This window comes from Bacillus sp. JJ1773, from assembly GCF_036962035.1.
Lineage (GTDB): Bacteria > Bacillota > Bacilli > Bacillales > Cytobacillaceae > Cytobacillus.
In genome coordinates this window covers 13,655-39,111 of the sequence record NZ_JBALNX010000045.1, presented here as the reverse complement: position 1 = coordinate 39,111, position 25,457 = coordinate 13,655, and the positions used below count along the sequence as shown (strand labels likewise).

General features: G+C 38.0%; 26 protein-coding genes and 1 other annotated feature. Of the genes, 8 read left to right on the top strand and 18 right to left on the bottom strand.

What is annotated here, in order from left to right; all coding sequences use genetic code 11:
• Positions 1-210: 210 nt before the first annotated feature.
• Positions 211-588 carry a kinase-associated lipoprotein B gene (locus V7127_RS13615; protein ID WP_335486842.1) on the top strand — a complete coding sequence of 126 codons (378 nt, stop codon included), beginning with the start codon at positions 211-213 and terminating at the stop codon, positions 586-588.
• Between the two features lie 44 nt (positions 589-632).
• Here V7127_RS13615 and kapD read toward each other — a convergent pair whose 3' ends face one another.
• Positions 633-1,253 (bottom strand): 3'-5' exonuclease KapD, encoded by a 621-nt coding sequence (gene kapD / locus V7127_RS13610; protein ID WP_335486839.1) that lies wholly within the window; start codon positions 1,251-1,253, stop codon positions 633-635.
• A 174-nt stretch (positions 1,254-1,427) separates the two neighbouring features.
• Between kapD and V7127_RS13605 the strand changes: the two genes are divergently transcribed.
• A complete protein-coding gene (locus V7127_RS13605; RefSeq protein WP_335348018.1) occupies positions 1,428-3,290 on the top strand; it encodes a transglycosylase domain-containing protein in 1,863 nt (620 codons plus the stop codon).
• A 32-nt stretch (positions 3,291-3,322) separates the two neighbouring features.
• Here the strand turns inward: V7127_RS13605 and V7127_RS13600 are convergent, their stop codons facing one another.
• On the bottom strand, positions 3,323-3,880 hold the full coding sequence (locus V7127_RS13600; protein ID WP_335348017.1) for a DUF5366 family protein: 558 nt from the start codon (positions 3,878-3,880) through the stop codon (positions 3,323-3,325).
• A gap of 486 nt (positions 3,881-4,366) precedes the next feature.
• On the opposite strand from V7127_RS13600, the gene V7127_RS13595 reads away from it, so the two are divergent.
• Positions 4,367-5,383, top strand: coding sequence for a DUF1646 family protein (locus tag V7127_RS13595; protein WP_335486836.1), 1,017 nt, complete (start codon positions 4,367-4,369; stop codon positions 5,381-5,383).
• A 50-nt stretch (positions 5,384-5,433) separates the two neighbouring features.
• Here the strand turns inward: V7127_RS13595 and V7127_RS13590 are convergent, their stop codons facing one another.
• Both V7127_RS13590 and V7127_RS13585 read right to left on the bottom strand, forming a co-directional pair.
• Complete coding sequence (locus V7127_RS13590) at positions 5,434-6,597, bottom strand: cation:proton antiporter (RefSeq protein WP_335486833.1); 1,164 nt, start codon at positions 6,595-6,597, stop codon at positions 5,434-5,436.
• Positions 6,598-6,844: 247 nt separating this feature from the next.
• Positions 6,845-8,053, bottom strand: coding sequence for an MFS transporter (locus V7127_RS13585; protein WP_335345887.1), 1,209 nt, complete (start codon positions 8,051-8,053; stop codon positions 6,845-6,847).
• A gap of 199 nt (positions 8,054-8,252) precedes the next feature.
• On the opposite strand from V7127_RS13585, the gene V7127_RS13580 reads away from it, so the two are divergent.
• On the top strand, positions 8,253-9,137 hold the full coding sequence (locus V7127_RS13580) for a LysR family transcriptional regulator (protein ID WP_335345884.1): 885 nt from the start codon (positions 8,253-8,255) through the stop codon (positions 9,135-9,137).
• A 51-nt stretch (positions 9,138-9,188) separates the two neighbouring features.
• On the opposite strand, the gene V7127_RS13575 is transcribed toward V7127_RS13580, so the two are convergent.
• From V7127_RS13575 to V7127_RS13555, 5 genes are all read right to left on the bottom strand, one after another.
• Positions 9,189-9,998 (bottom strand): protein phosphatase 2C domain-containing protein, encoded by an 810-nt coding sequence (locus V7127_RS13575; protein WP_335486830.1) that lies wholly within the window; start codon positions 9,996-9,998, stop codon positions 9,189-9,191.
• Positions 9,991-10,446 (bottom strand): HIT family protein, encoded by a 456-nt coding sequence (locus V7127_RS13570; protein ID WP_335345882.1) that lies wholly within the window; start codon positions 10,444-10,446, stop codon positions 9,991-9,993. The genes V7127_RS13575 and V7127_RS13570 overlap by 8 nt, the downstream gene beginning before the upstream one ends.
• 26 nt (positions 10,447-10,472) lie before the next feature.
• On the bottom strand, positions 10,473-10,910 hold the full coding sequence (locus V7127_RS13565) for a GNAT family N-acetyltransferase (protein WP_335345881.1): 438 nt from the start codon (positions 10,908-10,910) through the stop codon (positions 10,473-10,475).
• Positions 10,911-10,976: 66 nt separating this feature from the next.
• Positions 10,977-12,596 (bottom strand): ABC1 kinase family protein, encoded by a 1,620-nt coding sequence (locus V7127_RS13560; protein WP_335345880.1) that lies wholly within the window; start codon positions 12,594-12,596, stop codon positions 10,977-10,979.
• A gap of 222 nt (positions 12,597-12,818) precedes the next feature.
• Positions 12,819-13,202 (bottom strand): hotdog fold thioesterase, encoded by a 384-nt coding sequence (locus V7127_RS13555; RefSeq protein WP_335486827.1) that lies wholly within the window; start codon positions 13,200-13,202, stop codon positions 12,819-12,821.
• A gap of 127 nt (positions 13,203-13,329) precedes the next feature.
• Here V7127_RS13555 and V7127_RS13550 point away from each other — a divergent pair, with 127 nt between their 5' ends.
• Entirely contained in the window at positions 13,330-13,716 is a 387-nt protein-coding gene (locus V7127_RS13550; RefSeq protein WP_335486824.1) for a hypothetical protein, read from the top strand.
• Between the two features lie 78 nt (positions 13,717-13,794).
• Here V7127_RS13550 and V7127_RS13545 read toward each other — a convergent pair whose 3' ends face one another.
• The 3 genes from V7127_RS13545 to ald form a co-directional block, all read right to left on the bottom strand.
• Entirely contained in the window at positions 13,795-14,070 is a 276-nt protein-coding gene (locus V7127_RS13545) for a hypothetical protein (protein WP_335486821.1), read from the bottom strand.
• A gap of 579 nt (positions 14,071-14,649) precedes the next feature.
• The gene (proS, locus tag V7127_RS13540; RefSeq protein ID WP_335486819.1) at positions 14,650-16,080 is read right to left on the bottom strand and encodes a proline--tRNA ligase; all 1,431 of its coding nucleotides are present in this window, start codon (positions 16,078-16,080) and stop codon (positions 14,650-14,652) included.
• Positions 16,081-16,193: 113 nt separating this feature from the next.
• Positions 16,194-16,408, bottom strand: a binding site (T-box leader).
• Positions 16,409-16,510: 102 nt separating this feature from the next.
• The gene (ald, locus tag V7127_RS13535) at positions 16,511-17,626 is read right to left on the bottom strand and encodes an alanine dehydrogenase (protein WP_335345875.1); all 1,116 of its coding nucleotides are present in this window, start codon (positions 17,624-17,626) and stop codon (positions 16,511-16,513) included.
• A 284-nt stretch (positions 17,627-17,910) separates the two neighbouring features.
• Here ald and V7127_RS13530 point away from each other — a divergent pair, with 284 nt between their 5' ends.
• Complete coding sequence (locus tag V7127_RS13530) at positions 17,911-18,438, top strand: MerR family transcriptional regulator (protein WP_335486816.1); 528 nt, start codon at positions 17,911-17,913, stop codon at positions 18,436-18,438.
• A gap of 110 nt (positions 18,439-18,548) precedes the next feature.
• Here V7127_RS13530 and V7127_RS13525 read toward each other — a convergent pair whose 3' ends face one another.
• Both V7127_RS13525 and V7127_RS13520 read right to left on the bottom strand, forming a co-directional pair.
• On the bottom strand, positions 18,549-20,048 hold the full coding sequence (locus tag V7127_RS13525; protein WP_335486813.1) for a leucyl aminopeptidase: 1,500 nt from the start codon (positions 20,046-20,048) through the stop codon (positions 18,549-18,551).
• Between the two features lie 60 nt (positions 20,049-20,108).
• Positions 20,109-20,486: a DUF309 domain-containing protein gene (locus tag V7127_RS13520; RefSeq protein WP_335486810.1), complete on the bottom strand. Its 378-nt coding sequence runs from the start codon at positions 20,484-20,486 to the stop codon at positions 20,109-20,111.
• Between the two features lie 205 nt (positions 20,487-20,691).
• Between V7127_RS13520 and V7127_RS13515 the strand changes: the two genes are divergently transcribed.
• A complete protein-coding gene (locus V7127_RS13515; protein WP_335345871.1) occupies positions 20,692-21,168 on the top strand; it encodes a divergent PAP2 family protein in 477 nt (158 codons plus the stop codon).
• 39 nt (positions 21,169-21,207) lie between these two features.
• Entirely contained in the window at positions 21,208-21,996 is a 789-nt protein-coding gene (locus tag V7127_RS13510; RefSeq protein ID WP_335486807.1) for a cobalamin-binding protein, read from the top strand.
• Between the two features lie 62 nt (positions 21,997-22,058).
• Here V7127_RS13510 and V7127_RS13505 read toward each other — a convergent pair whose 3' ends face one another.
• From V7127_RS13505 to V7127_RS13490, 4 genes are all read right to left on the bottom strand, one after another.
• Positions 22,059-22,775, bottom strand: coding sequence for a 3D domain-containing protein (locus tag V7127_RS13505; RefSeq protein ID WP_335345869.1), 717 nt, complete (start codon positions 22,773-22,775; stop codon positions 22,059-22,061).
• 201 nt (positions 22,776-22,976) lie between these two features.
• Positions 22,977-23,300 (bottom strand): YuiB family protein, encoded by a 324-nt coding sequence (locus tag V7127_RS13500; protein ID WP_335345868.1) that lies wholly within the window; start codon positions 23,298-23,300, stop codon positions 22,977-22,979.
• Positions 23,301-23,393: 93 nt separating this feature from the next.
• Complete coding sequence (locus tag V7127_RS13495) at positions 23,394-23,879, bottom strand: NUDIX hydrolase (protein ID WP_335345867.1); 486 nt, start codon at positions 23,877-23,879, stop codon at positions 23,394-23,396.
• Positions 23,880-24,072: 193 nt separating this feature from the next.
• Positions 24,073-25,290: an NAD(P)/FAD-dependent oxidoreductase gene (locus V7127_RS13490; RefSeq protein WP_335345866.1), complete on the bottom strand. Its 1,218-nt coding sequence runs from the start codon at positions 25,288-25,290 to the stop codon at positions 24,073-24,075.
• Between the last annotated feature and the right edge of the window lie 167 nt (positions 25,291-25,457).

Here is a 25,457-nt window from a genome sequence, read left to right as displayed (position 1 = left end):
TTTTGAACATGACGGGCACCAAAGACGGCGTTTGATGACCGTTTTGGCCACTTTATGCGCATGACGGGCACCAAAGACGGTAATTCCCGTTTTAAAGAGTTATCAATTTTCCCTTGCTTAGATGATTTGTATCTTCATTTTACTTTGTTTTTCCAAGCTGGTAAGCCATAATGAGATTACTACGGTACATCTCGGAAAGGGGAATTTTATATGGCAGATTTAAATGTTGGCGATAAGGTAACAGCCATTTATAAAACAGGCAAATATATTGGAGAAATTACAGACATTCGGCCGCAGCACTTTCTTGTTCGGGTTCTAGCGGTGGTTAAACATCCTATGCAGGGTGATTTACATAACCCTAAAGATGCAAATGTTCAAATGTTTCATGAACGCAGAGCTTTAGCGTATCGGGAACAAACAAATGTCCCAAAACAAATGGTTAAACCATTTGACGGTGATATCCCTGAATTTACAGCTTCTTTAAGAACCGCTTTAGATAAAATGATTCAGGAACTTAAAGAAGATGCCTCCCCTTGGGCAGAGCTTAGCCTAAAGAATATCGAAACTCTTGAGAAGGATTATTTTTAATGAGAAAATAAAAAGCCAAATCGATTCATATGCGATTTGGCTTTTTATGCGAATTTATTTAATAGCTTTGAAAAATCTACCCGATCCCCAATAGTGGTCGGCTCAGGCTTTCCAAGGTATTTCTTATCCTTTTCTACTAATCTAAAAATATTATAAGTAGTCATGGCATCATCTAAAGCACGATGATGTTTTCCGGTGCCTTCCTTTCCATATTCCTGGACGGCCTTCCATAATCCTGTTTGATTCTGATCACCAAAAAAACGTTTGTACTCCATTGATAAGTCCACTTCCTTCCCTTTAAAAGGAAAAGGAATTCCAACCTGTTGACAATTATTTCGCAGAACCCTCATATCCATATTCCCCCACGTAATAATAGGACATGGGTGATTTCCACTCATTTCCTTCATCTTTTTAACCAATTCTATAAAGGAAATCCCTTGATCTACCTGCTCTTGTGAAATATGAAGGAATGATTTACACCGTTCTGATAGCTTCGGAAAGCGAACTGGAGAAACGAAGGAAGAAAATTGATCAAGAATTTGGTCATTGGATACTGAAACAATTCCGGCTTCAATAATTTCTGGATAAAAACCTTTGTACCTGCCATTTTTTTCAGGCATAGTAAATTCAAAGTCAATAAATAAATAATGACACTCTTCCCCCATGTTTACACCTTCTTTCATTGAAAAAATAAACGCACGTCATTTCCACTATTATACCATGGAATTTTTTAATTTTTCTGGGTAATTTCATTTTTAAATGAATTTTTATTTGTTTGATTCTGCTGTAGAATAGAGGTTGGAAAATCTGGCAAGTGCTTTCGGAAAGGAAGATGGGCATTGCGTACGTTAACCGGATATTTGATCATAGTTGCCTTAGTTCCATGCTTCCTTTTGCTTATTTTTGCATCTGGTTCTGAAATATCTAAGGTAAAAAGCATTCACCATGTATTAGAAGAAAAAATCAAAATTAAGGACATATCCTTGCCGCAAACCTCCTATATGAAAGCTCAGAATGGCACCATTATCTCTGAAATTCATCGGCCGTTTAACCGAATAAACCTTGAAATTGAGGACATTCCTCCCTTTCTTACCCAATTATTTATCGTTTCTGAGGATCAGCATTTTTACGATCATGTTGGCTTTGATTTAACTTCCATTGGCCGCGCCTTGGCAATTAATATGAAGTCAAATAAGATTGAGCAAGGGGCTAGTACCATTACTCAACAATTAGCAAGGAACCTTTTTCTTAACAATGAAAAATCATATAACCGTAAACTGAGCGAGCTTCTTTACTCTTATGAGATTGAACGTAAATATACAAAGAAAGAAATTTTAACGCTATATATGAATACCATCTATTTTCAAAATGGAGCCTATGGCATTGAAGCTGCATCTGAGCTTTATTTTCAAAAACATACGAGTGAGCTTTCTAAAGCAGAGCTTGCATTTTTGGCCGCAATCCCTAATAATCCTTCTCTTTATAATCCGGTAAAAAACTTTGAGCAGACGAAGGAAAGACAGGAACGATTAATCGATCAATTAAGCAAGCATCAATTAATCTCAACAGAAGAAGGGGTAGAAATAAAAAGAGAACCCATTCAATTAAATATGAAGGATCGAACTGATTTATTTCCTGACTACGTTACATATGCAGAAGCCGAGCTAAAGGAATTGATCGGGCAGCAGGAAGGCTTTACGGAAAAAATACGATCAGCTAAAACGGAGAAAGAGCAAAAAAATCTTGAAGAAATGCTTGAAAAGCGATTAGAGGAAGTTGTGGCATCAGGCATTATTATTGAAACGGCCCTCGATACAGTTATCCAAGAGCGCGCGAAAAGTGCAGTCACTCGAAACTTGCCCTACCCTGAAATCCAGGGGGCTGCAGCAGTAATAGATCATGAAACCCATCAGCTTGTTGCACTTGTAGGGGGCAAGCAATACAAAAAACATGATTTTAACAGAGGATTTCAAGCCTACCGTCAACCAGGCTCTGCGATCAAGCCATTGCTCGTCTATGCACCTTATTTTGAAAGAAGCGATGCATCCTTACGGAAAAAAATTAATGCAAATTCCTTTTGCAAAAACGGTTATTGCCCGCAAAACTATGGCGGCGGCCAATATGGTTTCGTTACGTTAGAACAGGCATTTATACATTCTTATAATACACCTGCTGTCAGAATCTTAGATTCTATTGGAATTGCAAATGGATTTAAAGATCTAGCCAACTTTCACTTCCGTAAGGTTTCCAAATCGGATTATACTCTAGCTGCAGCAATTGGGGGATTTTCATATGGGATGACTCCACTTGAACTTACATCCGCCTACACAGTGTTTGCGACTGATGGGCAGTACCAGCCCGCTAGAGCCATTAAAAAGGTAACGAATACGAATGGAGAGCTTCTTTATAGCTGGAATGAGCCCAAGGTTCAAGTATGGAGTAAGGATACTACAGACAAAGTACGACAGCTAATGAGAAAAACGGTTAAGTCCGGTACAGCTCGTAAAGCCTACCTATCTGCCGGATATTCAGGCGGAAAAACGGGAACAACGAATGATTATAAAGATTATTGGTTTATCGGTTTAACAGACCAATATACAGCAGGCGTATGGATTGGAAAGGATACACCTGAAAATATTGCATACGTGGAATCGACTGCCCCTCAGCAGCTCATCTGGAAGGAAATTATGTCGGGACAATAAAGGGGGCCATACTTAAATGAGCCCCCCTCTTTTTATATTGGTAAGCTTGCGATAAGGCTGTTATACACCTTAACAGCAAGATAAATAACTCCAGAAATAAAGCTAGACCAGAAAAGCACTTGAAAAAAAATGAGCCCAACAAGACCAAGATAAGATAAAGATGAGCTGACTTTATGCACAAAATATAAGAAATAAACAGCCGTGGTCGCTGCAAAAATAATGCCAATCCCCGTAAAGCTGTTCATACTTACTAAAGATAAGAAGCTTCCGACAAAAAATATAACAGCCCCGCTCCGAATTTGCTTTAAGCTGTCCCCTTCTGAGTCTTTAGAAAAGAACAAAAGAGAAAGCTCGTTAATTGTATTCGCGATTAGCTTCAATGCAGCAAATACCATAAAAAATAACAGCATGAGAAGAATGAGCAGTGAAAGCTTAATCCCGCCCTCTGAAAAAAACTCCAGCATACCAGTATAAATACCAGCATTCTTAAGAAAATCAATGAGAACTTTTTCAACCTTTATCGATAGAGTTAGGCTGAACAATATGATAGAAAGCAGCGGAAAGTAACTCATAAAATATGTATTCTTCATTTTTTCTCCATTCGCTTATTCCTAAAAATCTTTATTGGAAGGAATCAACATTATTCAATTTACTTTTTCTACTTCTTCATTATTACGGAACCTGTCGATTTAGACAATAGTTTGATATTCCAGAAACTAATCATAGGAACGAATAATAATACATAATCTATTTGTTCTTACTTTTCCTGAAATAATAATTAACGAAACAGTTTACTAGTTTAAAGTAGTAAACTTACTACATAATTCCTCAATTTTTTCTATTATTTCATAAATAATCGACATTTTTATTTAAGCTTCTTCCTCTTTTATCCCTGTTTCTACCTATATAATTATTACATGACCAAAAATAGAAAATTAAAAAACTATACAGAAAAAACTGATATTCATGTTATAATATAAACTGTTAAATAATATAGGTGAAATTTTCTGGATATTCACAGATGATTCGTAAGTCCCTTAATACAAAAATATTACTAGAAAAGGATGACAAATAGAATGATACTTGGACTAACAATTGTTTTAATATTAGTATTATTTCTGCCATTCACAGTAAAAAAGGTAGAACATAATCTAGAAGCCTTTTTATTTATTATGGGCTTAGCAGCAGCGGCGATTAGCCAGGTGCTAAATGGAGAATTATTTATTAAGGCTCTTGAAGATCCAATCCATATTACTCTTGCTGTACTTATAGCTGGTTTAATATTTAGATGGTGCCAAAGTCCAATCGAAAAAGGGATTCTTGGATTAAGCAATATGATGCCGTTTCGCTTATTTTTAGCATTAGTTACAATCGTTCTTGGATTAATTTCTAGTGTGATTACTGCAATTATTGCCGCGATCGTGCTAGTCGTTATCGTAAGCGTTATTCGCCTTGACCGAAAATCAGAGGTACGTCTCGTTGTTCTAGCCTGTTTCTCAATTGGTCTTGGTGCTGCTCTTACTCCAATTGGAGAACCGCTTTCTACGATTGCTATCAGCAAACTAAATGAGGAATTTTTCTATTTATTTAAGCTTATTGGCGCCGATGTCATTATCGCTGTAATCATTTTTGGAATTCTATCAGCTGTCTTAATTAAGCCTCAAAAGGGGAAAGACGGATTAACGGCATCCCTTGAAAAGGAAAGCTATAAAGAAATTATTATTCGTGCAGTTAAAATCTACCTTTTTGTAATGGGACTAACTTTCCTAGGAGCAGGGTTCGAACCTTTCATTGAAAAATATTTACTAGGAATGAGCCCTTATGTTCTATATTGGATCAATATGATCTCAGCTATTTTGGATAATGCAACTCTTGCTGCAGCAGAAATTAGCCCTGCAATGGACGAGCCAACCATTAGAGCGATTTTACTTGGACTGATGATCAGCGGTGGAATGCTTATTCCCGGAAACATTCCGAACATTATCTCTGCAGGGAAATTGAATATTACAAGTAAGGAATGGGCAAGTTTTGGTGTTCCACTTGGTTTAATTACAATGGTCGCTTATTTTATTGTCATTCTAATATTTGGTTAAGAAAAAGCAAAGGGACAGATGTTTTTAGAAGCATCCGTCCCTTTTTTTCTTTATACACTCTTCCTAGTATTAACACTCATCCCTGCCTCAGGATCTTTAAAAAACCATTTCATCATCGGCGGCGTTACAATAGTTGTAACAAGAATGACTACAATCATGACAGCAAACAAATCTTTGTCTATTAAATTGGATTCAATTCCTAAAGCGGCGATAATAAGTGCCACTTCTCCCCGCGAAATCATTGCGGATCCGATTCCCATTGAACTATTCCAACCAAAGCCAGCAAACTTGGCACCTAAACCGGCACCGATAAATTTCGTTAATATCGCTAAAACACTCAATAGGATAATGATCCACAAGGAATCAATAACCCCTGAAAACTCTGAAGAAATTCCAATAAACGTGAAGAATACCGGGACAAAGACAGCCGAACTAATAGTTTCTACCTTCTCAAAAATTTCATGCTTAAAGCCTGTTACACTAATAGCTATACCTGCCATATAAGAACCGATAATAGCCGCAACCCCTGTGATTTCAGCAGCATAAGCAAACACAAAACAAATAATTAATCCAGCTGCAATTATAGGTTCAGAGACTTTCAGTTTGGAGAATATTCTTAAAACGTAAGGTACAGCCTTCCATGCTACTAGCAGAGCTCCTGCAAAAAAGAGAACTTTCTTTAAAATGACAGTACTTAAACTAACATCTCCACCTGCGAAGCTCATTAAGAATGCTAACGCAATCATCACAACGACATCATCAATGACAGCTGCCCCTAAAATGGTAGTACCCTCTCGAGTTTTTAATTGATTCATCTCCCTTAATGCCACAACAGAGATGCTTACACTAGTTGCTGAAAGCATTAATCCTAAGAACATAGATTGGAAGGATGAAAGGTCCATCATTAAACCTGCTAAATACCCGAAGAAAAGCGGAAAAATAATTCCACCAAAGCCAACAAAGGTTGATGCTTTCCCAGAACGCTTGAATTCATTAAGGTCTGTCTCCAACCCTGCAATAAACATTAACAAGATAACTCCAAGCTGACTAAACGCTGCTAAGGTATCTGTCGCAGTTACTAAGCCAAAGACAGATGGTCCTAGTAAAATCCCAACAATAATTTCTCCCAAGACTGAAGGCTGCCCTAATCTCACACTTATACTTCCTGCAAGCTTTGCTGCAAATAAAATGATCGCTAATTGTAAGATAATCAATCTTTCTCCCCCTTATTTTATTATTGAAATACAAAAAGAGCCTGCTACCAAAGGACATAGTTATCCCTTGGTGACAGACTCCTCCAAGTAATTCAATATTTGATTAATTACATTCTATCATATGTTTAACAGTATTAAAACCCCGTTAATATTGCTAATCAATCATTCACCTTTTTCAAAATCAATTAACGCCTCTCACCGGCTTGGTTAGCTAGCATCCAATTCCTTTTCTACAAACAAGGAACAATTAGGCTACTGTAGAAACTTTCTTCGAATTCTGTACAATTTTTGAAACCAACACCCAAAGTACTAAACTAATCATGAGGAAGCCAACAGTCATACTAACGACTCCTCCCCAGCCGAGTTTTGACCAAAATAACCCTCCGAGTGTTCCTCCTACACTTGAACCAGCATAGTAAAGAAATAAATATAAGGAAGAGGCTTGTGCTTTGCTTTGTATAGCACGTTGGCCGACCCAGCTGCTAGCAATCGCATGACTTCCAAAGAAACCGTAAGTAAATAAGCCAAGACCGATTATTTTTATATATAAATGAAAATTCAAAGTCAAAAGGACACCGATCAAAGCAATGAATAGACTGATGAATAATATTTTTTGCTTACCATGGCGTTCTACTAATTTTCCTGTCCAGACAGAGCTAAACATTCCAATGATCATAATTAAAAATAGCCAGCTTACAAATGTTTGACTTAGCGAATAAGGCTTTTCGAGAAAAATGTAAGTTATATAATTGAACAACGCTACATTACTCCCTAAAAGTAAAAATCCCATGACAAATAAACAAACTAAAGCTGGATCTTTCAGATGGTCAATTAATGATTTACCTAACTTTCCAATTTCTAATTGACGGGCTTTAAAATTTCGCGAAGGTGGTAAGCTATTCCAAAAAATCAGAGTAGCGGCTAAACTTAAGAACCCAATTCCCCCTATAGCTATTTGCCAACCAAAATAGTCGCTCAACGTACCTGTGAAAACTCTGCCAAAAACACCACCAATTGCATTGCCACATATATATAGACCCATAGCCGCTCCAAGACTCTTCGGTTCTATTTCTTCTCCAAGATAAGCCATGGCAATGGAGGGCAGACCTGCCAATAAAATTCCTTCAATCGTTCGGAACCCCAGCAGAAAATGAAAATTAGGACTGAATGCTGTGAGAATACAAACGACAGAAGCGGCAAGCATGGAAATGACCATGATCGGCTTGCGTCCCCATACTTCTGATAATGAACCAATAATCAGCATGCTAATAGCAAGCGCCATTGTAGTTATGGAAAGTGATAAGCTTGCTGTTGTTGGATTAATGTTGAATTCCTTTGTAAATTCTGGCATTAAAGGCTGTACACAGTAAAGAATGGAAAATGTACTAAAACCAGCAGCAAAGAAAGCAAAACTGGTTTTGCGAAAGAGTGTCGTACCTTGTTGAATGTAACTCATCATACAATCGCCCAATTCGCGTGACTTCCAAATTGATGCATAAATCAATCATCCCTTAAAAAATTTCGTTTTAATAAGCCTCTTTGCGAGCTTCCTATTTTTATAGTACCACCGATTTTATATGTTGTATAATTCATTATATCGATGAATTTAATGCATATATGTAATAAGAAATTCAATTGGAAAGTGGTGTTATAAGATGGAATGGCAGCAGTTTGAATACTTTCAAACACTGGCACGAATGCAGCATGTGACGCACGCTGCAGAAGCTCTCTCCATTTCCCAGTCAGCCCTTAGCCGTTCGATTGCCCGATTTGAGGATGAAATAGGAGTGCCTTTATTTGAACGTCAGGGACGTTCTATTCGATTAAATAAATACGGTCAAATTTTTTTAAAGCATGTGGATAGCATGATGAAAGAATTCAATGAAGGTAAACAAGAAATTAAAGAATTACTTGATCCAGATAAGGGAGAAGTGTCTCTTGGGTTTCTGCACACTTTGAGTACAAGTCATATACCTGATTTACTCGCTTCTTTTCGTGCCTACTATCCAAAAATTAACTTTCGACTCGGACAAGGTCCCTCCCATAATCTTATTGATCAATTGCAATTAGGGGATATGGATCTTTGTCTAATTGCTCCAATGGGAATTAAATCACCAATTGTATGGCGGCAGCTTTGGAATGAGGAACTGTTTGTTATTGTCCCGAAAGACCACAAATACGCTAATCGTAAAAACATTACGTTAGAAGAAATTGCAGATGAATCTTTTATTCATTTAAAAGAAGGGTTCTCCCTTCGTATCACCATAGAGCAATTGTTTAAAAAAGTGGGAGTTGCACCTAAGATTATATTTGAAGGAGCGGAAGCAGATACTGTTGCGGGGCTTGTCGCAGCTGGACTGGGAATTTCAATACTACCGAATTTAAAAGGGACAGACCAAAGTAAAATATCACAAATACCTATCAAAGGTCCAAAGTGCCAACGGACAATTGGAATTGCGTGGGTAGAGGGAAGATATTTATCACCTGCAACTGAAAAATTCAAACAATTTGTTTTGGACCATTCCTCCGAATTAGAATAGGAATGGTCTGATTATTTATCGATGTTATCATTGATTTTTCGTAAATTTCTATCACTGGCTAGGAAGGCTGCCATTTGATGCAATTTGTACAAACCAGGAAATGATCGTTGTGCTGTCACGAACTTTTTTACCTCTAATTTCCTCCAGCAGTTGCTTTACACTTTCATCATTTGAGCGAGTCTCAAATGGTTTAAAAATTTCTTTAGGTTTTTCAAAATTAGTATTTGGACATTCTATCAGTCTATCAGTTGTTAAAAACAAATGATTTTTTCCTTTTCTTAGTTCCTTTCTTCCTTCACTAAAGCATGGAACAGGCAAATCGAAAGTATTAACTCGTCCAACCCATTCATAGAAGCTCCTATGATTTTGCTGAAATTCGTTCAGAGCTGATAATTCTGGGTGAAAAAGATAGAGTGCACAATCGCCAATTGATAGCCACCAAAGAAACTTGCCTTTTCTCATAACAAACAGACAAGCTGTTTCTCCTTGAATATTTTGACAAGCCTCTTTGAACCATTGGCTTTTGAAAGTGGTTAATATTAGTTTACTTAAACTATCAAAGGATTCGTTAATTGAAAGGGATAAAATGTCCTTTATGGCATGTTTCTGAGCTTCAAAAGTGGAAATAACTAATTCTGCACTTTCCGCCGTTTGGTGAGCGTCCAAAAGGATAACAAATTCCCAATCCATTTTTTCATCCACCCAAATAACACAGCCATCTTCATTCTTATACTGGCCCGCTGTCTTATTTCCGCCAAAACGCCCTAAAACAACATGTTTAATCCTATGAATATTTATTTTGTCAACAAAACTTTCTTTGCTCCCTACCCAACTATATTCATATACACCGGCCTTACTCATAGGGGTTCATTTCAAGAAAAGTTTTTAATCTATTGCAAACTTCAATAACTTCACTATTGTCGCCCATACGAGCATTTGGGGAATCATATACTGCAAACGGCCCCCAGTATTCCTCAGGAGTATTAGGATAACGGGCGACAAGATGCATATGCAAATGTGGAACGGCATTACCAGAAACAACAGCATAAATATGCTCAGCTTTTTCAGTTTCTTTAAGTGCTTTACTCACTCTCGCCATTATCATGCCAAATGCTTTTGCTTCTTCGGGATTCATTTCTGCTAGAGTAGGGACATGTCTCTTTAAATCTACCATAAGATGTCCTAAATAATTGGGCTTCCCATTACTATCAATATGTCCAACATATACATACTCGTCCTCGTAAATTAACACCCCGGATGTTTGCAGCTCTCCCTTATGTTTTTTACAAATAAAACAATTTGCATTCATATAGACCTCTCCCTAAAGGTTAAATTTTATATGGAATAAAAGTAAAAATAAGTAGTTTCCTTTGTAAAACCCACTTTCTCATAAAGCTTTTGTGCTCCTAAATTATCTGCAGCAGTCTCAAGGAGAACTCCTTTAGCCTCTGTATCCTTGGCAAATTCGATAGCTTTCTTCATTAATTTCTCGCCAAAGCCTTTCCCTCGTACACTTTCTTTTACATATAGATCGTTCAAAATCCAAATACGTTTCATGCCGACCGATGAAAAGGATGGATATAATTGAATAAAACCAACAGCATTTTCACCTTCAAGCGCGATAAAAATAACGGAATCTTCACTAGTTAATCTGCCTTGAATGAAATCCCTTGCTCCTTCGATGTCAGATTTCTGCTTATAAAATATCCTGTATAAATCAAAAAGCTCAGTTACAGATTCTAGGTCATTTAATGTTGCTTTTACTATTTTCATCTATTCATTTCTCCCATCCGAAGATTTATTTTGGATCATTTAACATATCATTCATTTCTGTCAGTCCTATCTTCGCTTTTCTGGCATGTATTTCATCCATTTTTTTAGCTTATAGCTGCAAATACAATAACAAACACTAGAGATGGCTGATATGCCAATCGATAATTGAAAAATAATGGGTTGAGAGGTATAAGCACCAGCTGCGATCCCGATAAGACCCAGCAGTGTTAATTGGAACAGCTGCTTTTTATAATTTTCAAAAATAGTAAACTGAAATTGTCTTCTTTGTTCCACTTCCTTTATGCGCTCAAAGGTTTGCGGAGCTTTAAGAAACTCTGAAGCGGAATGCAAGACCTTAAATAAAGGCTGTGACTGAATCCACATCCAGACAAACGACCATTTATTATTCTCCTTTTTATTTAACCAATCAAAAAATACCGGTTTTGCTAAATCAATTAGCTCCTCTTGTGGTGCTAATTCTTGTAGAATTCCTTCAATCGTTACGAAAGAACGTCCTAGAAAAACAAATCTTGTTGGAACCTGAATGGGGAGTGCCTGAATCATATCATTCATTTCTATTTTTAAGGCAATCATATCCATATCTTTTAAATCTGAGAGTTGAAAAGACATAGTTTCCGCTAATAGCTTTTCTAGCGTCTTTGAATCTCCCTCATCATGGAAAAAACCTAAATGAATCAAGCTTTCCACGGCTTTAGTATAATTTTTAGAAAGAAAGCTTTTAATTAAATCTTGGAAATATTCAGCATCCATTTTCGAGATTTCCCCTACCATACCAAAATCTAGTAATATTATTTTTCCTTCCTTTGAAACTAGGACATTACCTGGATGTGGGTCAGCATGGAACATTCCTGGTTCAAGCCATTGGGGTAGAAACACTTTGATTAGCCGCTTGGCCAATTCGTTCTTGCCTACTACTAACTGCTCTAGCCCATCTCGATCTGTAAGTCTTATACCATGTATCCACTCCATCACCAAGACCCTTGAAGTACTTAGCTCTGAGAAAACAGAAGGGATTTGTACTGCATCCACATCTTTAAATCTCTCTTTAAAAGAAAGCAAAACCTCCCGCTCCTTTGAGTAATCAAGTTCCCGTTCAATCACTTGTTTAAGCTCCTGAAATAAGACTTTAAAATTGATAAAGCCTTTTGGAATAGGAACAAAGTGATCAGCAAACCAGATAATAATGCGTAATATACGAAAGTCCGTTTGGATGATCGATTGGATATTGGGGCGCTTCACTTTGATGGCAACCTCTGTCCCATCCTTCAGAACACCTTTATATACTTCTCCAATCGAAGCTGACGCAATAGCTTCCTTTTTAATTGAAAGTAAGTGCTGATCGATGGGACTTTTCCATTCCGTTTCAAGGATTTGTTGAATTACATCCCAGCTAGAAGAAGGAACCTTATCAGTAAGGTCTTGTATTTGGAGAATAAATGCTTCTGGCAGTAAATCTGTACGAATACTTAATATCTGTCCAATTTTGATTAGTAACCCTTCTAATTCAAAAAGCGTCTTTCGAAACCTTTCTCCTATTTTCCTCCAAAGATTTTTCCATTCCTCTTCAGGCTTTTTTCGGATTTTATACCAATAAATTTGGACGAAGATTACGAATGCCATTGATAATACTTTTGACGTTCGCAACATCTTATTCTTTTTGTTCATTTCGAATCCTCTCGTTTCATTCCACCACTCTTAGATTGCAATAACACTTATTCCTTAAGGGTATCCTATTTTTTCCATAATTCCCTTTATCATTCTATTTCCTATTATCATCTTTTTATTACCTCAGTCATTTTCAAATTTAATCTGTTAATTGCTGGTATGTTGTTTTTCTACTAAAAAGGGCTGAATTTCAACCTATTTCGAATTCAGCCCTATCCATTCCTATTTTCTCTTTATAACAGCCATTGTACACCTTGACACACAGACTAGCTTCTCCTCTTCATCAACAATTTTAATATCCCAAACCATTGTCGTTCTTCCCTGATGAAGAACGATTGCAATGGCAGTAACCTTTCCATCCCGCTTTGCTCTTATATGGTTGGCGTTTATTTCAAGCCCCGCAACCGATTCTGTTTCATGATCGACCAGTTCGTAAGCGCCAATGCTTGCTACAGTTTCTGCAAGAGCGACAGAGGCTCCGCCATGCAGTACACCAAATGGCTGTCTTGTTCGTTCATCAACAGGCATTGTCGCAACAACCTTGCCTTTTTCAAGTGATATGATTTCCATCCCTAGAGCTTCAATCAATGTATTTTTCAGATTCAATTCAATTCTCCCCTTTACGCCTTTTACAATAATATAACAGAGTTTTCCATCTATTATAATACTTGTGGAAACACAGGAAAAGCTTTCTTCGCATATATAGAATTAAAAAGAAAGGGGGCCATTTGGAATGACTCCCCATTTTACTTATGGACAAAATTTTTATTGTACTTCACCTTATCAATTTCACTATTACCCTCTCCACGGTATGCCCAATCGGCAATATCCGACTGTAGACCCGGGGACCTTCATGAGTTCTGCAAAGGATATGGAGAATATTATGAGAGATGTCAGCCTATTATTAACAAAGATGGCTTCTTCCAGAACCTTTTCATTTGAATTAATGAGTGCGGCACAAGCATCACAGCAGGACAAGGTTAGTACAATGATTAAATCAACTGGAATCAAACATATCCCTAAAGTTAGGTATACACCAGATGGGTTGGTTTTAGATTTCGAATCCATCAATCAAATTCAGAACTGCTGCAGTTTATCATTAAAGTTAAGATGGAAATAAATCTCCATTTTTTTTTGCGAAAATAAAAGAAAAAAGCTCTCTATAAAGGGAGAGCTTTTTCCTATGTGAAAATTACTTTTAATAATAAGGGAAGCCTGCTTGGAACGGTGCTGCATATGGACCATATCCACCATATCCACCATATCCACCATATCCAAAGCCATATGGTGAATAAGGCGGAAAAGGTGCTCCATAAAACGGTCGATTAGCAAGGAGAGCTGCCGTTCCAAATCCAGCTATCCCACCTCCAATTAACCCACCTAGAAGACCTCCAGCAAATGGGGCGCCAAATAACAAACCAAGGAACCGTTCGTCTCCTCTATAATAACTTGGTCTTCCTCTCAGGTAATACATTTTGGGTAACCTCCTAATATTTTTGCCTACACTACTTCATATGCATTTTATGCCGTTTTTGAGTGGGCTTTCTATTAGGTTATAGAAAAAACGAAAAGAGTAAGACTACTATTTTTAACCTTAAAAAGTGACTTAAGCTGGTATTTAATATCACTTCTGATGACCATTTAGGCTGATTTTACACTCGAGCGGGAATCAAACCCTATTCTGGTGACCACGGGTACTGATTTCACGCTTAAACGGGCACCAGAATGCTCTTCTGGTGACCACAGATACTGATTTCACGCTTAAGCGGGCACCAGAATACTCTTCTGGTGACCACGGGAACTGTTTTTACGCTTATGCGGGCACCAGAATGCTCTTCTGGTGACCACGGGTACTGATTTTACGCTTAAGCGGGCACCAGAATGCTCTTCTGGTGACCACGGGTACTGATTTTACGCTTAAGCGAGCACCAAACTGCTCTTCTGGTGAACATGGGCACTGTTTTTACGCTTAAGCGGTCACCAGAACACTCTTCTGGTGACCGCGGGAACTAATTTCACGCTTGAACAAGGTCCAGAATGAAGCACATTTTATTTAATACGCCTTCGCCCAATATACTAGCTCATTAGCTTCACGTCCACAGCAGACGCACTCGGATGAAACAGCTTCTTGCTCAAATGGTATACATCTTGAAGTCACACTTGTTTCTTCTTTTATTTTTTCTTCACACTCAAGCTCTCCGCACCACATGGCCTTTACGAAACCTGATTTATTGGCGAAAGTATCTTTAAATTCATCATAAGTTGTCGCAACATAGGTTTTTTGTTCGCGTAGCTCTTTTGCTTTATTATATAAATTTTGCTGAATGTCATCTAATACTTCTGTAATCTTTGTCTCTAATTGATCCAGGCTAACAATCAATTTTTCCCCTGTATCGCGGCGGGCAAGTACGACTTGTTTATTTTCAATATCCTTAGGGCCAACTTCTAAACGAAGTGGAACACCCTTCATTTCATATTCATTAAATTTCCAGCCTGGCTTTTTGTCGCTTGCATCAATATTCACACGTGCAAGTTTGGAAAGCTTGTCTTTTAAGTCATAGGCAAAATCAAGAACGCCTTCTTTATGCTGAGCAATTGGAACAATCATTACTTGAGTTGGAGCTGCTTTTGGCGGAATAACAAGTCCTCTATCATCCCCATGAACCATGATCATCGCTCCAATGATGCGGGTCGTTAATCCCCATGATGTTTGATGTACATATTGCTGCTTTCCCTCTTTATCTAAATATTGAATGCCAAACGCTTTAGCAAATCCATCTCCTAAATGATGAGATGTTCCAGATTGCAGTGCTTTTCCATCATGCATTAAGCTTTCAATTGTGTACGTAAACTTAGCTCCTGCAAACTTTTCTTTATCAGTCTTTCTACCTCTTACCACTGGTATAGCGAGGATATTTTCGCAAAGATCCGTATATACATCAAGCATTTGCTTCGTTTCTTCATGTGCATCTTCATCAGTCGCATGACAAGTATGGCCTTCTTGCCACTGAAATTCCATTGTACGCAGGAACGGTCTTGTCGTTTTTTCCCATCTCACAACATTTGCCCATTGATTATATAGCTTAGGCAAATCCCGATATGAGTGGATAATATTACTATAATGCTCACAGAAAAGCACCTCTGAAGTTGGACGGACACATAAGCGCTCTGCCAGTTCTTCTGATCCCCCGTGCGTTACCCAAGCTACCTCTGGAGCAAATCCTTCGACATGGTCTTTCTCCTTTTGCAGCAAGCTTTCTGGAATAAATAAAGGCATATACACATTTTCATGACCTGTATCTTTAATGCGTTGATCCAATTCATTTTTAATATTTTCCCATAAAGCATAACCGTAAGGGCGCATAATCATGCATCCGCGTACACTTGAATAGTCGATTAGATCTGCCTTCGTTACAACATCTGTATACCACTGGGCAAAATCATCATCCATTGCTGTAATGTCTTTAACAAATTCTTTAGCCATTTCTTTACACCTCTTTTAAATTTTGAGGGACAAGGGGACGGTTCTGATGTCCTATTTTGCTGGGACACTAGATCCGTCTCCCTATCCCCTTATTAAAAAAAGCCATACTTCAAATTAGGGACCAATGCATGGCGGTACCACCCTAATTTAAAGCATAGCTTTACACTCGAATCATGATAACGGATATGAACCCGCTTGTATCTTCAATATTTATCCGATACAGTACTCGGAGGCAGGTTCAAGTGACCGTTTATAGAAGTCTTGCACCAAATGACTTCCTCTCTAGAATAAACTGAAACACTTTACTAATCCTCGTCAATGTATTTACTCTATTTTTGGAAATTATATAAATAAATCTTCACAATGTCAAATCCCATTGAAAAAGCCCCCTAGCTTGAAGCTAAAAGGGCTTAAGTTGAAAAATCAATTCTTAGTTTTCGAAAGCTTGGTCAACAGATACATACTCATAACCAAGGTCTTTAGCAACCGCTTGGTAAGTAATGTTTCCGTTAAGGACGTTAACGCCTAGTTTTAATGATGCGTTGTCTTCAACTGCTTTCTTAACACCTTTGTTAGCAATTTGTAAAGCATAGTTGATCGTAACGTTTGTAAGGGCAATTGTAGAAGTTCTTGGAACAGCACCAGGCATATTTGCAACTGCATAGTGAACAACGCCATGCTTTTCATATGTTGGGTTGTCATGAGTTGTAATATGGTCAACTGTTTCAAAGATTCCGCCTTGGTCAACAGCCACGTCAATAACAACTGAACCAGGAGCCATTGTCTTAACCATTTCTTCTGTAACTAATTTAGGAGCTTTAGCACCAGGAATTAATACAGCACCAACTACAAGATCGCTTTCTTTAACAGCTTGAGCGATATTGAATGGGTTAGACATTAATGTTTGGATGTTGTTGCCGAAAATATCGTCTAATTGACGAAGACGCTCAGGGCTAAGGTCGATAATCGTAACTTGAGCACCAAGTCCGATTGCCATTTTCGCAGCATTAATACCAACTACTCCACCGCCAACGATAGTAACTTTACCGCGTGAAACGCCTGGTACGCCTGCAAGAAGGATGCCTTTTCCGCCATTAGTCTTTTGCAAGAATTGAGCTCCAATTTGAGTAGCCATACGTCCAGCTACTTCACTCATTGGAGTAAGTAATGGCAATGTACGATTTACTTCAACTGTTTCATATGCAATCGCTGTAACACCAGTATCTACTAGAGCTTTAGCTAATTCTGGCTCTGCAGCTAGGTGTAGATATGTGAATAATACTAAATCTTTGCGGAAATATTTATATTCCGACTCAAGAGGTTCTTTAACCTTCATAACCATTTCTGCAGCCCATGCCTCAGCAGCTGTAGGAACGATTTCCGCTCCAACCTCTTTATAATCTTCGTTTGTGAATCCGCTTCCAAGACCTGCCTCTGATTCTACTAATACTTGATGACCTGCTTTAACTAGTGTATATACACTCGCTGGTGTTGCAGCCACACGGTTTTCATTATTTTTTATTTCTTTTGGTACCCCAATAATCATAGAAAATATTCCCCTTTCCTAACATTCAAAAAATTATAAGCACCTTAAGTATAATAATTGAATTCAGATTAATCAACATTATTCGAGCACTTGTAAATATTTTGTCAGTTGTTGTATTTTTCGGACTATTGCTTATTTTTAATCTCCTTTTTTTCTAATTATAGGGAATGATAAAAACATGTAGCATCTCCACTTTCTTTGCCGAAAATAAACTAGTTTTGTCATATAGGAAGGAGTTTATTTTTATTGGAAGAATTCAATAACTAATGAAGGAGGGGATCAGTGTGAATACAAGTGCTGTTGCAAAGTTGTTAGGGGTTTCGCCAAGCACAGTGCAGCGTTGGGTAAGACAGCTGGAGCTCCAAATGGAACGGAACGAGCTTGGTCATTATTGGTTTAAAGAGGAAGATATTCAATTGCTGAGACAAGTTCAAGATCAGCTAAGTAAAGGAATTATTCTACAGAATGTGACTGTACAAGAAGGGAAGCCAAGGAGAGGAAGACTGACAACAACCGTGAGCCTCAGTGACAAAGCAACTGAAAAGCTGCTGGAGAAAATCGAACTGCTGGAACAGAGAGTGAACGGGAAAGCAGATGATGTAGTTTCCTATCAACTGCTGCAGCACCGCCGTGAGATTGAAGATCTCCAGGGCATTATTAAGAATTTAACTGAACGGATCGAAATACTTGAAAATAAACAGAGCAGCCTAAAAAATAAGCTGCCTGCCGAAAATCTATTAATATTTGATAATGAGAAGCCCAAAAAGAAGATAAAAAGAAAAAATATTATTACATCTCTTTTCGGATTTTAGGCAAAGTGCAGGTCAAGCTTTCAGATCCCTTGACCATACCATTGAAATAGAAGAACCTGGGTCAAGGGGACGTTCCCTTGGCCCATTTTATTCATGCAGGACAACCATCCCTATACTTCAAATCTTTCAACAAGAAGGGCTAGTGTACGTACCATTACACCTGTTGCACCGGATGGGCCAAGATTATGTTCTTTGCGGGTCGTTGCTGTTCCAGCGATGTCAAGGTGCACCCACGGTGTTCCTTCAGCAAATTCTCCCACAAACCCTCCTCCCATAATCGCATGTCCTTCTCGACCTGGAGAGTTATTTAAATCGGCAATCTTACTGCTTCTTATTCTTTGTTTATCTTTTTCAAATAAAGGAAGTCTCCAGATTGGCTCCCCTGCTTCATAGGATGCTTCAAGAACCTGCTCCCATAGTGCTTCATTATTAGTTAAAGCACCTGTCGTTTCATTTCCGAGCGCAACAATGACTCCTCCCGTTAATGTCGCAACATCTACAAGATAGTTAGCCCCATGAAACTTTGCATACGTTACCGCGTCTGCTAAAGCAAGGCGACCTTCAGCATCTGTATTCAGTACTTCAATCGTTTTGCCGCTCATAGAAGTGATCACATCATCAGGCTTAAGCGCATTTCCGCTAATCATGTTGTCAGTTGAAGGAATAACCGCGACAACATTTTGTTCCGGTCTAAGCTCACCAATAATTTCCATAGCTCCAAGGACAGCTGCTGCACCGCCCATATCCGCTTTCATGCCAACAATTCCATCCTTTGGCTTAATGGAGTAGCCCCCAGTATCGAACGTAATCCCTTTTCCGACTAAACCAATGACGTCCTTCCATTCTTCTTTTCCTTGATACTTGAGAACAATCATTTTAGGGGGTTCGACAGAGCCTTGGTTAACGGCTAATAAGGCACCCATGCCGAGCTTTAGCATATCTTCCTTTTCGAGGATCTCTGCTTCAAAACCATATTTAGCCGCTAATTCTAGAGCATAGTTAGCCATGTCTGTAGCCGTCAGCATATTTCCCGGCAGATTTACAAGTGTACGGGCTGAGTTCGTTCCTTTTCCATATGTATAACCGACCGTTAAAGCTGCTTTAATTTCCTCTTCTTCTAAAGAATCGCTATATACGGTTACATTCTCAATGAATTTTTCAGGCTCATTTGATTTTTGTTTATATCCAGCGAAGGAATAAGTCGATAATGTAAGTGCTTCACCAACAGCATGTGCAGCATCCATTGCATCTACATTTTCATTCGTGAATGATGAAAGGAATACAGCTGCGTCCTGTAGCTTGTCTGCTTTTACAGCTTTAAATGTTTTTCCAAGTGCCTCACGTAAAATTTCAAAGCTATAATCATTTTCCTTGCCAAGACCGACAATATATAATCTTTTTGCCCCTATTTTCCCGAAAGTATGTACCTTTGAAACAGACTTTTTCTTGGCAGATACATCACCGCCTCTAACAAGGTCCGTTAATTGCCCGCCAAATTCATGATCAAGACTCGAAAGAACTCCATCGAATTTATTCGGCTTTTCGAAAATTCCAAGGATGAGGCATTCATGTTCTTTTGCATAATTTAATTCCTTTAATACCGTAAACATATTTCCACCTCCATATTTGATGCTCTCATTATAGCGAAAAAAGAAAATTATTTCGACTATCTAATCATTTAAAAACAATATTAACTCAGGTAATTTAGGAAGGGACTCAACCTCTTCAAACGGAACACGGTCAATATCCTTAGGAAAAAGGGAAAGACATTCTTCCATAAATGAATAGACGTGTTCAAGATTTATTCCCCAGTGCATTGGACGGTAATCCTGTAAATAATCATGTGCTGCCTGCATCATGAGCCTTGCGCCTTTAATATTGCCGTATTCATAATGATAAATCGCTACACTCATTTGCAGCAGCCCTTTAAAAAATAAATTCCCCTTATCGGTCATCCACATTTCTTCAATAAGATCATGGCAAGTATAGTAATCCCCTTCATTAAACTTTATAAAAAACTCATAATATTCGAGTGGGTAGTCCTTCAATCAAATCACTCCCCTATGAGAGATTTTACAAAAATAATACAATGCCCCTCTTCTTTTCCTTCTGAAAAACATTGCACTATCAGCAAATTATTATTATCATCTTAACAAAAGGATTTAATTCTGCGGGAAATAGTCGAAATTTTTCTAAAAAAAAGCCACAGAATTAAATATGTTTCCTTTTGGTTGTTTAAAAGGTGGTTAATAAATGGATTTATTATTGAATTTTCCTCTTTGGTCGGCCATAGCGGCCATCTTCTTTGCCCAGTTTGTTAAAGTCCCAATTCACTTTATTGCTACTCGAAAGGTTAATTGGGCATTGCTTACGAGCACAGGCGGAATGCCAAGCTCTCATTCAGCAGCCGTTACCGCACTTTCTACTGGTGTTGCATTGGAAACTGGTTTAGACTCACCAGTGTTTGCAATATCTGCTGTATTTGCCATTATCACTATGTTTGATGCGACTGGAGTTCGTAGACAAGCAGGGGAACAAGCCATTGTGTTAAATCAATTAATGTCAGATTTTAACCGTTTTATGGAAGAAGCCAAGGTTTGGCAAAAAAAAGCAGAACAAGAGAAAAGGAAGGAACTAAAGGAATTGCTTGGCCATAAACCAATTGAGGTTTTTTTTGGCGGCTTAACCGGCATTCTGTTAACACTTTTTTTACATTATATTATTTCTTAATAAATATCTGCTTAATGTTAACCAAAAGGTGTGAAATCATTGAGAATCGTTTCTATATGTCCAAGTAATACAGAGCTAGTTGAATATTTAGGCCTTACTCACCTTCTCACAGGTGTTGATGACTTTTCCGACTGGCCAGAACAAATTAAACATTTGCCTCGGCTCGGGCCGGATCTTTCGATTAATATGGATAAAGTGGAAGAACTGCAGCCAGATTTAGTCCTGGCGTCTTTGAGTGTGCCTGGCATGGAGAAAAACATTGAAGAATTAGAGAAAAGAAACATACCCCATATCATTCTAAATCCACAAAGCTTAAAAGATATTGAAAATGATTTAATTATTACCGCAAAAGCATTAGCTCATCCTGAGGCCGGTGAAAAAGCCGCTTTGGTATTCCGCTCACAAATCGAAGAATTAAGGATGATCGCTGCAAATATTGAGGAAAAGCCTTCCCTTTACTGGGAATGGTGGCCGAAGCCTGTCTTTACCCCGGGTCAAGTCAATTGGCTAACTGAAATAAGCGAACTTGCCGGAGCAGTTAACTTGTTTAAAGATGTAGAATTGGCAAGTGTTCAAACTGATTGGGATGATGTATTTCGCCGGAACCCCGATTATATTTGCCTTGCATGGGTAGGTGTTCGGAAGGAGAAAGTCAATCCAGAAATTGTTCTAAAAAGACCAAGCTGGGATCAAATGGACGCGGTCAGAAATCAGCATATTCTTGTTCTTGAGGAAGAGCTATACTGCAGGCCGTCACCTCGTTTGATCGAAGGAGCGATTAAGCTGGCGAAGAAAATTCACCCCGAAGCGTATGCGTCTATTCAATAGTCTGCTAAAAAGGCAGTTATAAAAAAACAGGCAAATCCGTTTCAATGGATTGCCTGTACTTTTTATTTTCGCTCTGATTTAATATATTGCTGACGAAAAACCTGCATGGATTCATTTTCATTTAAAGCATGTAATTCTTCTTCAGTAAGAGTTCCGTCACCCATTTCAACAACATAAACATCAATTGTCTTTTTTCCCCATTCATTATAGACATCATCGACTGTTTCAAAATATAGGTCAACTTTATTTCCTTTTATCGCTCCGCCTTTATCAGCAACGACTCCATATCCATAATCAGGGACAAAAATGATCGTTCCTATTGGGAATACATTTAAATCTGCTGCTACTGTTGAATATAAATCTCTTTTCACCTTTACGCCTGAATATGTAATACCGAATCCAGGATGACCAGGATTTTTCCCTGTTGATTCATAGAAAGCAGTATAACCCGTAGCTATTACTTTTTTCATCGGATATTGTGACCAATCAATGGCCTCCTCTAATTTTGGCGGTGTTCCGGATACCGCCCGGCTAGAGGAAATTTTTAAATCTACATTTGCAATTTGCTTTAAATATTTATAGGCGATACCCACGCTTTTAAATGTATGACTAAAAGGATGGTCATCTGAATTCTTACTTTGACGGAAATCATCACTATTAAAATAATTGACGATTGATTTTGCATGTACTCCTGAAATGGATTGAAAGGTTGTTAATAAAGCTGCCAAAAATAAAGTTGACATGATTACACGTCTTGTCCAAGTTTTTATTCTATTCATTTTATTTTTCACTCCTCCCAAGAATATTCATTTCCAACTTTCAAGAGAATATTCACAGAAGAGCCAAAAAAATAAATTAAATTATCTGAAAACAAACCTTTATGCCCCTGTAAAACCAGTATTTAAAGTTTTTTTCCGAATTTTATTAAATAAAAAAATCCCTGCTGAATGCAGAGATTTCCAACTTGTAGAATATTTGATTTAAAACATTTGATACCCTTTTTTACGAAGAACTTTAATCGTTATTCCCGCCACTATGGCACCTGCCATCCCGCTGCTCAAAATCAGTACATCCGCTGTGGCGAGCTGGGATAATTCATTTCCCAGGCTTGAAAACGATTCTTTAGTTTTTTGAAAATACTCAATAAAACGCACCTTATCAATGATTAATATTGCAACAATTGGATAAATAATTGCCATGATCCATGACATTCTCAGCAGCATATTTAAAATAAATCCAATTCCAAAAAATAACACAAAGAATAACAGCATGGAAATTGGCAATACGAAAATAGTCATCTGCATTGATTCCGTTCCTCCCTCAGCACATCAATAATTAGTGTACTTAATGTAGATTTGGGAGTCAATTATTATATTGGGTTAAATTGTCCTATTAGATTATAAAAATAACCGATATGCTGTATAGCCAAACTGATCTCCAGGGTTTATTCCATCCATTAACGGCTTTGCCGAGGAATCCGAACGATTAGCTAAATATTTGAGTAGTATGGACGCATTTTCATCTTCAGCCAATTCTAGCGGATCGATAAATTGAACATCATAAAGCTCTCCATCCTGCACTTGAATCGTCTGCCCAGGCAAGGCTTCAAGCAAGAATATAATCATATTATCGCTAATCTCATCTTTAATAACTCCCGTCCTCAGGCCGATCATCCCTTTAACAGTGCACTTAATGCCCGTTTCCTCTTCTATTTCCCGAATGACTGCTTCATCAGCAGTTTCACCCGGGTCCACAAAGCCGGCTGGCAAGGACCAACTTCCCTTTAGCCCTCCATATTTCTTTTTGACTACAAGCCATTTACTATCTGGTGAAATGACAAGCCCGGAAACCGCCAGCCAAACCTTTCCCCTTTTTTGGCTCATATTCAATCCCCCTTTATGATTCTAAATTGATAGTACCATATATTTTTTTGATTTTATGCACGTTAATTTTCATATTTGCACGATTTTCGGCTTTATGCACGCTAATCTTTTTATTTGCACGTTTACTTTAATAAAAAAAATTAAAAAGCCTAAGGAACTTTACCGTTTCCTCAGGCTTTTCATTTAATCGATTTTATAAAAATTTAAATTTCCCTTTTTTCATAACTAATGATGGGCCGCCAATCATATATAGGGAACGGTTGTCGATAACTTTCTTCATGAATGAAGCTTTTGTGCCAACCATTTTCTTCCCAAACGCAACTCCAATTGCATCGTCTTCCCCTAAAGAACAGACAGTACCTTTAATATCTGGCTTGAACGACTCCAACTCCGTTTTATTGCGAATAAGAGCCGTAATATTTTTGGCACAAACCTCTCCCTGCTGCATGGCAATTTGTGCAGTTGGAGGGTAAGGACGGTTAATTTCTTCGTTAATGATCAGAGCGCAATCCCCAATAATGAATACATCGTCATGACCCGGTGCTCTTAAATCCGGCTGAACCTTCACACGGCCGCGCATTGCCTCAAAGCCTGATTTCTCAATAAGTGAGTTACCACGTACACCAGCTGCCCAGATCACCGTTCCTGCTTTAATTTCTTCTACTTCTTCCTCGCCTTTTCCTACAATAATTCCATCAGGTGTACATTCTTTAATCGCAGTGCCAATGCGGAATTCAACGCCTTTTTTCTCCAAATGAGCCACAGCATACTCTACTAGCTCTGGATCAAACCCAGGAAGAACCATTGGTGCTGCTTCAACACAGATGACCTTTACCTTCTGGAAATCAACGTCATACTCTCTGCAAAGCTCTGGAATACGGTTTCCTAATTCACCAAGGAATTCGATTCCAGTGAAACCAGCTCCGCCAACAATAATGGTTAATCGCTCATCCTTTTTTACTGCTTCTGTATTATAAATGGCAAATTGATATTCGATATGCTCACGGATTTGCCGTGCAGAGTTCACGTTCACAATTGAAAAGGCATACTCTTTTAAGCCCTTAATGCCAAATGTTTCGGATTCACCGCCAAGAGCAACGACTAAATAATCATAATTAATCTCACCATTTGCAAGAATAACCTTTTTCTCTTCAGTTTTTACTTCAATTGCTGTATCTTTAATAAAATCAACCTTGTTTTGATCAATGACCGTTTTAATATCATATCTCACTCGGTCATGGTGAAGAGTTCCTGCAGATGCTTCATGCAGCCATGTTGTTTCATAGTGATAATCATTTTTGTTAACTAAGACGATATCGGCTTCATTGACCCCTATTGCCTTTTGTAATCGAGTCGCAGTCATTAAACCACCGTAACCTGCTCCTAATATAACAATCTTTTGCTTTCTCAATGTATATCTTCCACCTTTTAGAGATTTTAATTTATTATTACCGTTTCACGTTACTCTTAGTATCTTTAGGATATCAAAAGTTTGTGATGTAATTCACTAAAGATGTCAAAAAAAATTTAGAAATTTGTCACAAAAAATTAACATTCTATCTACCTTCATATTATTCG

Coding starts and splice junctions, on each gene's coding strand:
- V7127_RS13570 (WP_335345882.1), bottom strand. CDS start 10,446: ATGAATGCAAATTGTTTTATTTGTAAAAAACATAAGGGAGAGCTGCAA.
- kapD (WP_335486839.1), bottom strand. CDS start 1,253: ATGGGGGAAGAGTGTCATTATTTATTTATTGACTTTGAATTTACTATG.
- V7127_RS13575 (WP_335486830.1), bottom strand. CDS start 9,998: ATGAGTAAGGCCGGTGTATATGAATATAGTTGGGTAGGGAGCAAAGAA.
- ald (WP_335345875.1), bottom strand. CDS start 17,626: ATGATTATTGGGGTACCAAAAGAAATAAAAAATAATGAAAACCGTGTG.
- V7127_RS13545 (WP_335486821.1), bottom strand. CDS start 14,070: ATGTATTACCTGAGAGGAAGACCAAGTTATTATAGAGGAGACGAACGG.
- V7127_RS13600 (WP_335348017.1), bottom strand. CDS start 3,880: ATGAAGAATACATATTTTATGAGTTACTTTCCGCTGCTTTCTATCATA.
- V7127_RS13505 (WP_335345869.1), bottom strand. CDS start 22,775: ATGAATAGAATAAAAACTTGGACAAGACGTGTAATCATGTCAACTTTA.
- proS (WP_335486819.1), bottom strand. CDS start 16,080: ATGGCTAAAGAATTTGTTAAAGACATTACAGCAATGGATGATGATTTT.
- V7127_RS13525 (WP_335486813.1), bottom strand. CDS start 20,048: ATGTTTACGGTATTAAAGGAATTAAATTATGCAAAAGAACATGAATGC.
- V7127_RS13585 (WP_335345887.1), bottom strand. CDS start 8,053: ATGAGTTACATTCAACAAGGTACGACACTCTTTCGCAAAACCAGTTTT.
- V7127_RS13495 (WP_335345867.1), bottom strand. CDS start 23,879: ATGAGCCAAAAAAGGGGAAAGGTTTGGCTGGCGGTTTCCGGGCTTGTC.
- V7127_RS13550 (WP_335486824.1), top strand. CDS start 13,330: ATGACTCCCCATTTTACTTATGGACAAAATTTTTATTGTACTTCACCT.
- V7127_RS13515 (WP_335345871.1), top strand. CDS start 20,692: ATGGATTTATTATTGAATTTTCCTCTTTGGTCGGCCATAGCGGCCATC.
- V7127_RS13615 (WP_335486842.1), top strand. CDS start 211: ATGGCAGATTTAAATGTTGGCGATAAGGTAACAGCCATTTATAAAACA.
- V7127_RS13595 (WP_335486836.1), top strand. CDS start 4,367: ATGATACTTGGACTAACAATTGTTTTAATATTAGTATTATTTCTGCCA.
- V7127_RS13500 (WP_335345868.1), bottom strand. CDS start 23,300: ATGCAGATGACTATTTTCGTATTGCCAATTTCCATGCTGTTATTCTTT.
- V7127_RS13580 (WP_335345884.1), top strand. CDS start 8,253: ATGGAATGGCAGCAGTTTGAATACTTTCAAACACTGGCACGAATGCAG.
- V7127_RS13565 (WP_335345881.1), bottom strand. CDS start 10,910: ATGAAAATAGTAAAAGCAACATTAAATGACCTAGAATCTGTAACTGAG.
- V7127_RS13560 (WP_335345880.1), bottom strand. CDS start 12,596: ATGAACAAAAAGAATAAGATGTTGCGAACGTCAAAAGTATTATCAATG.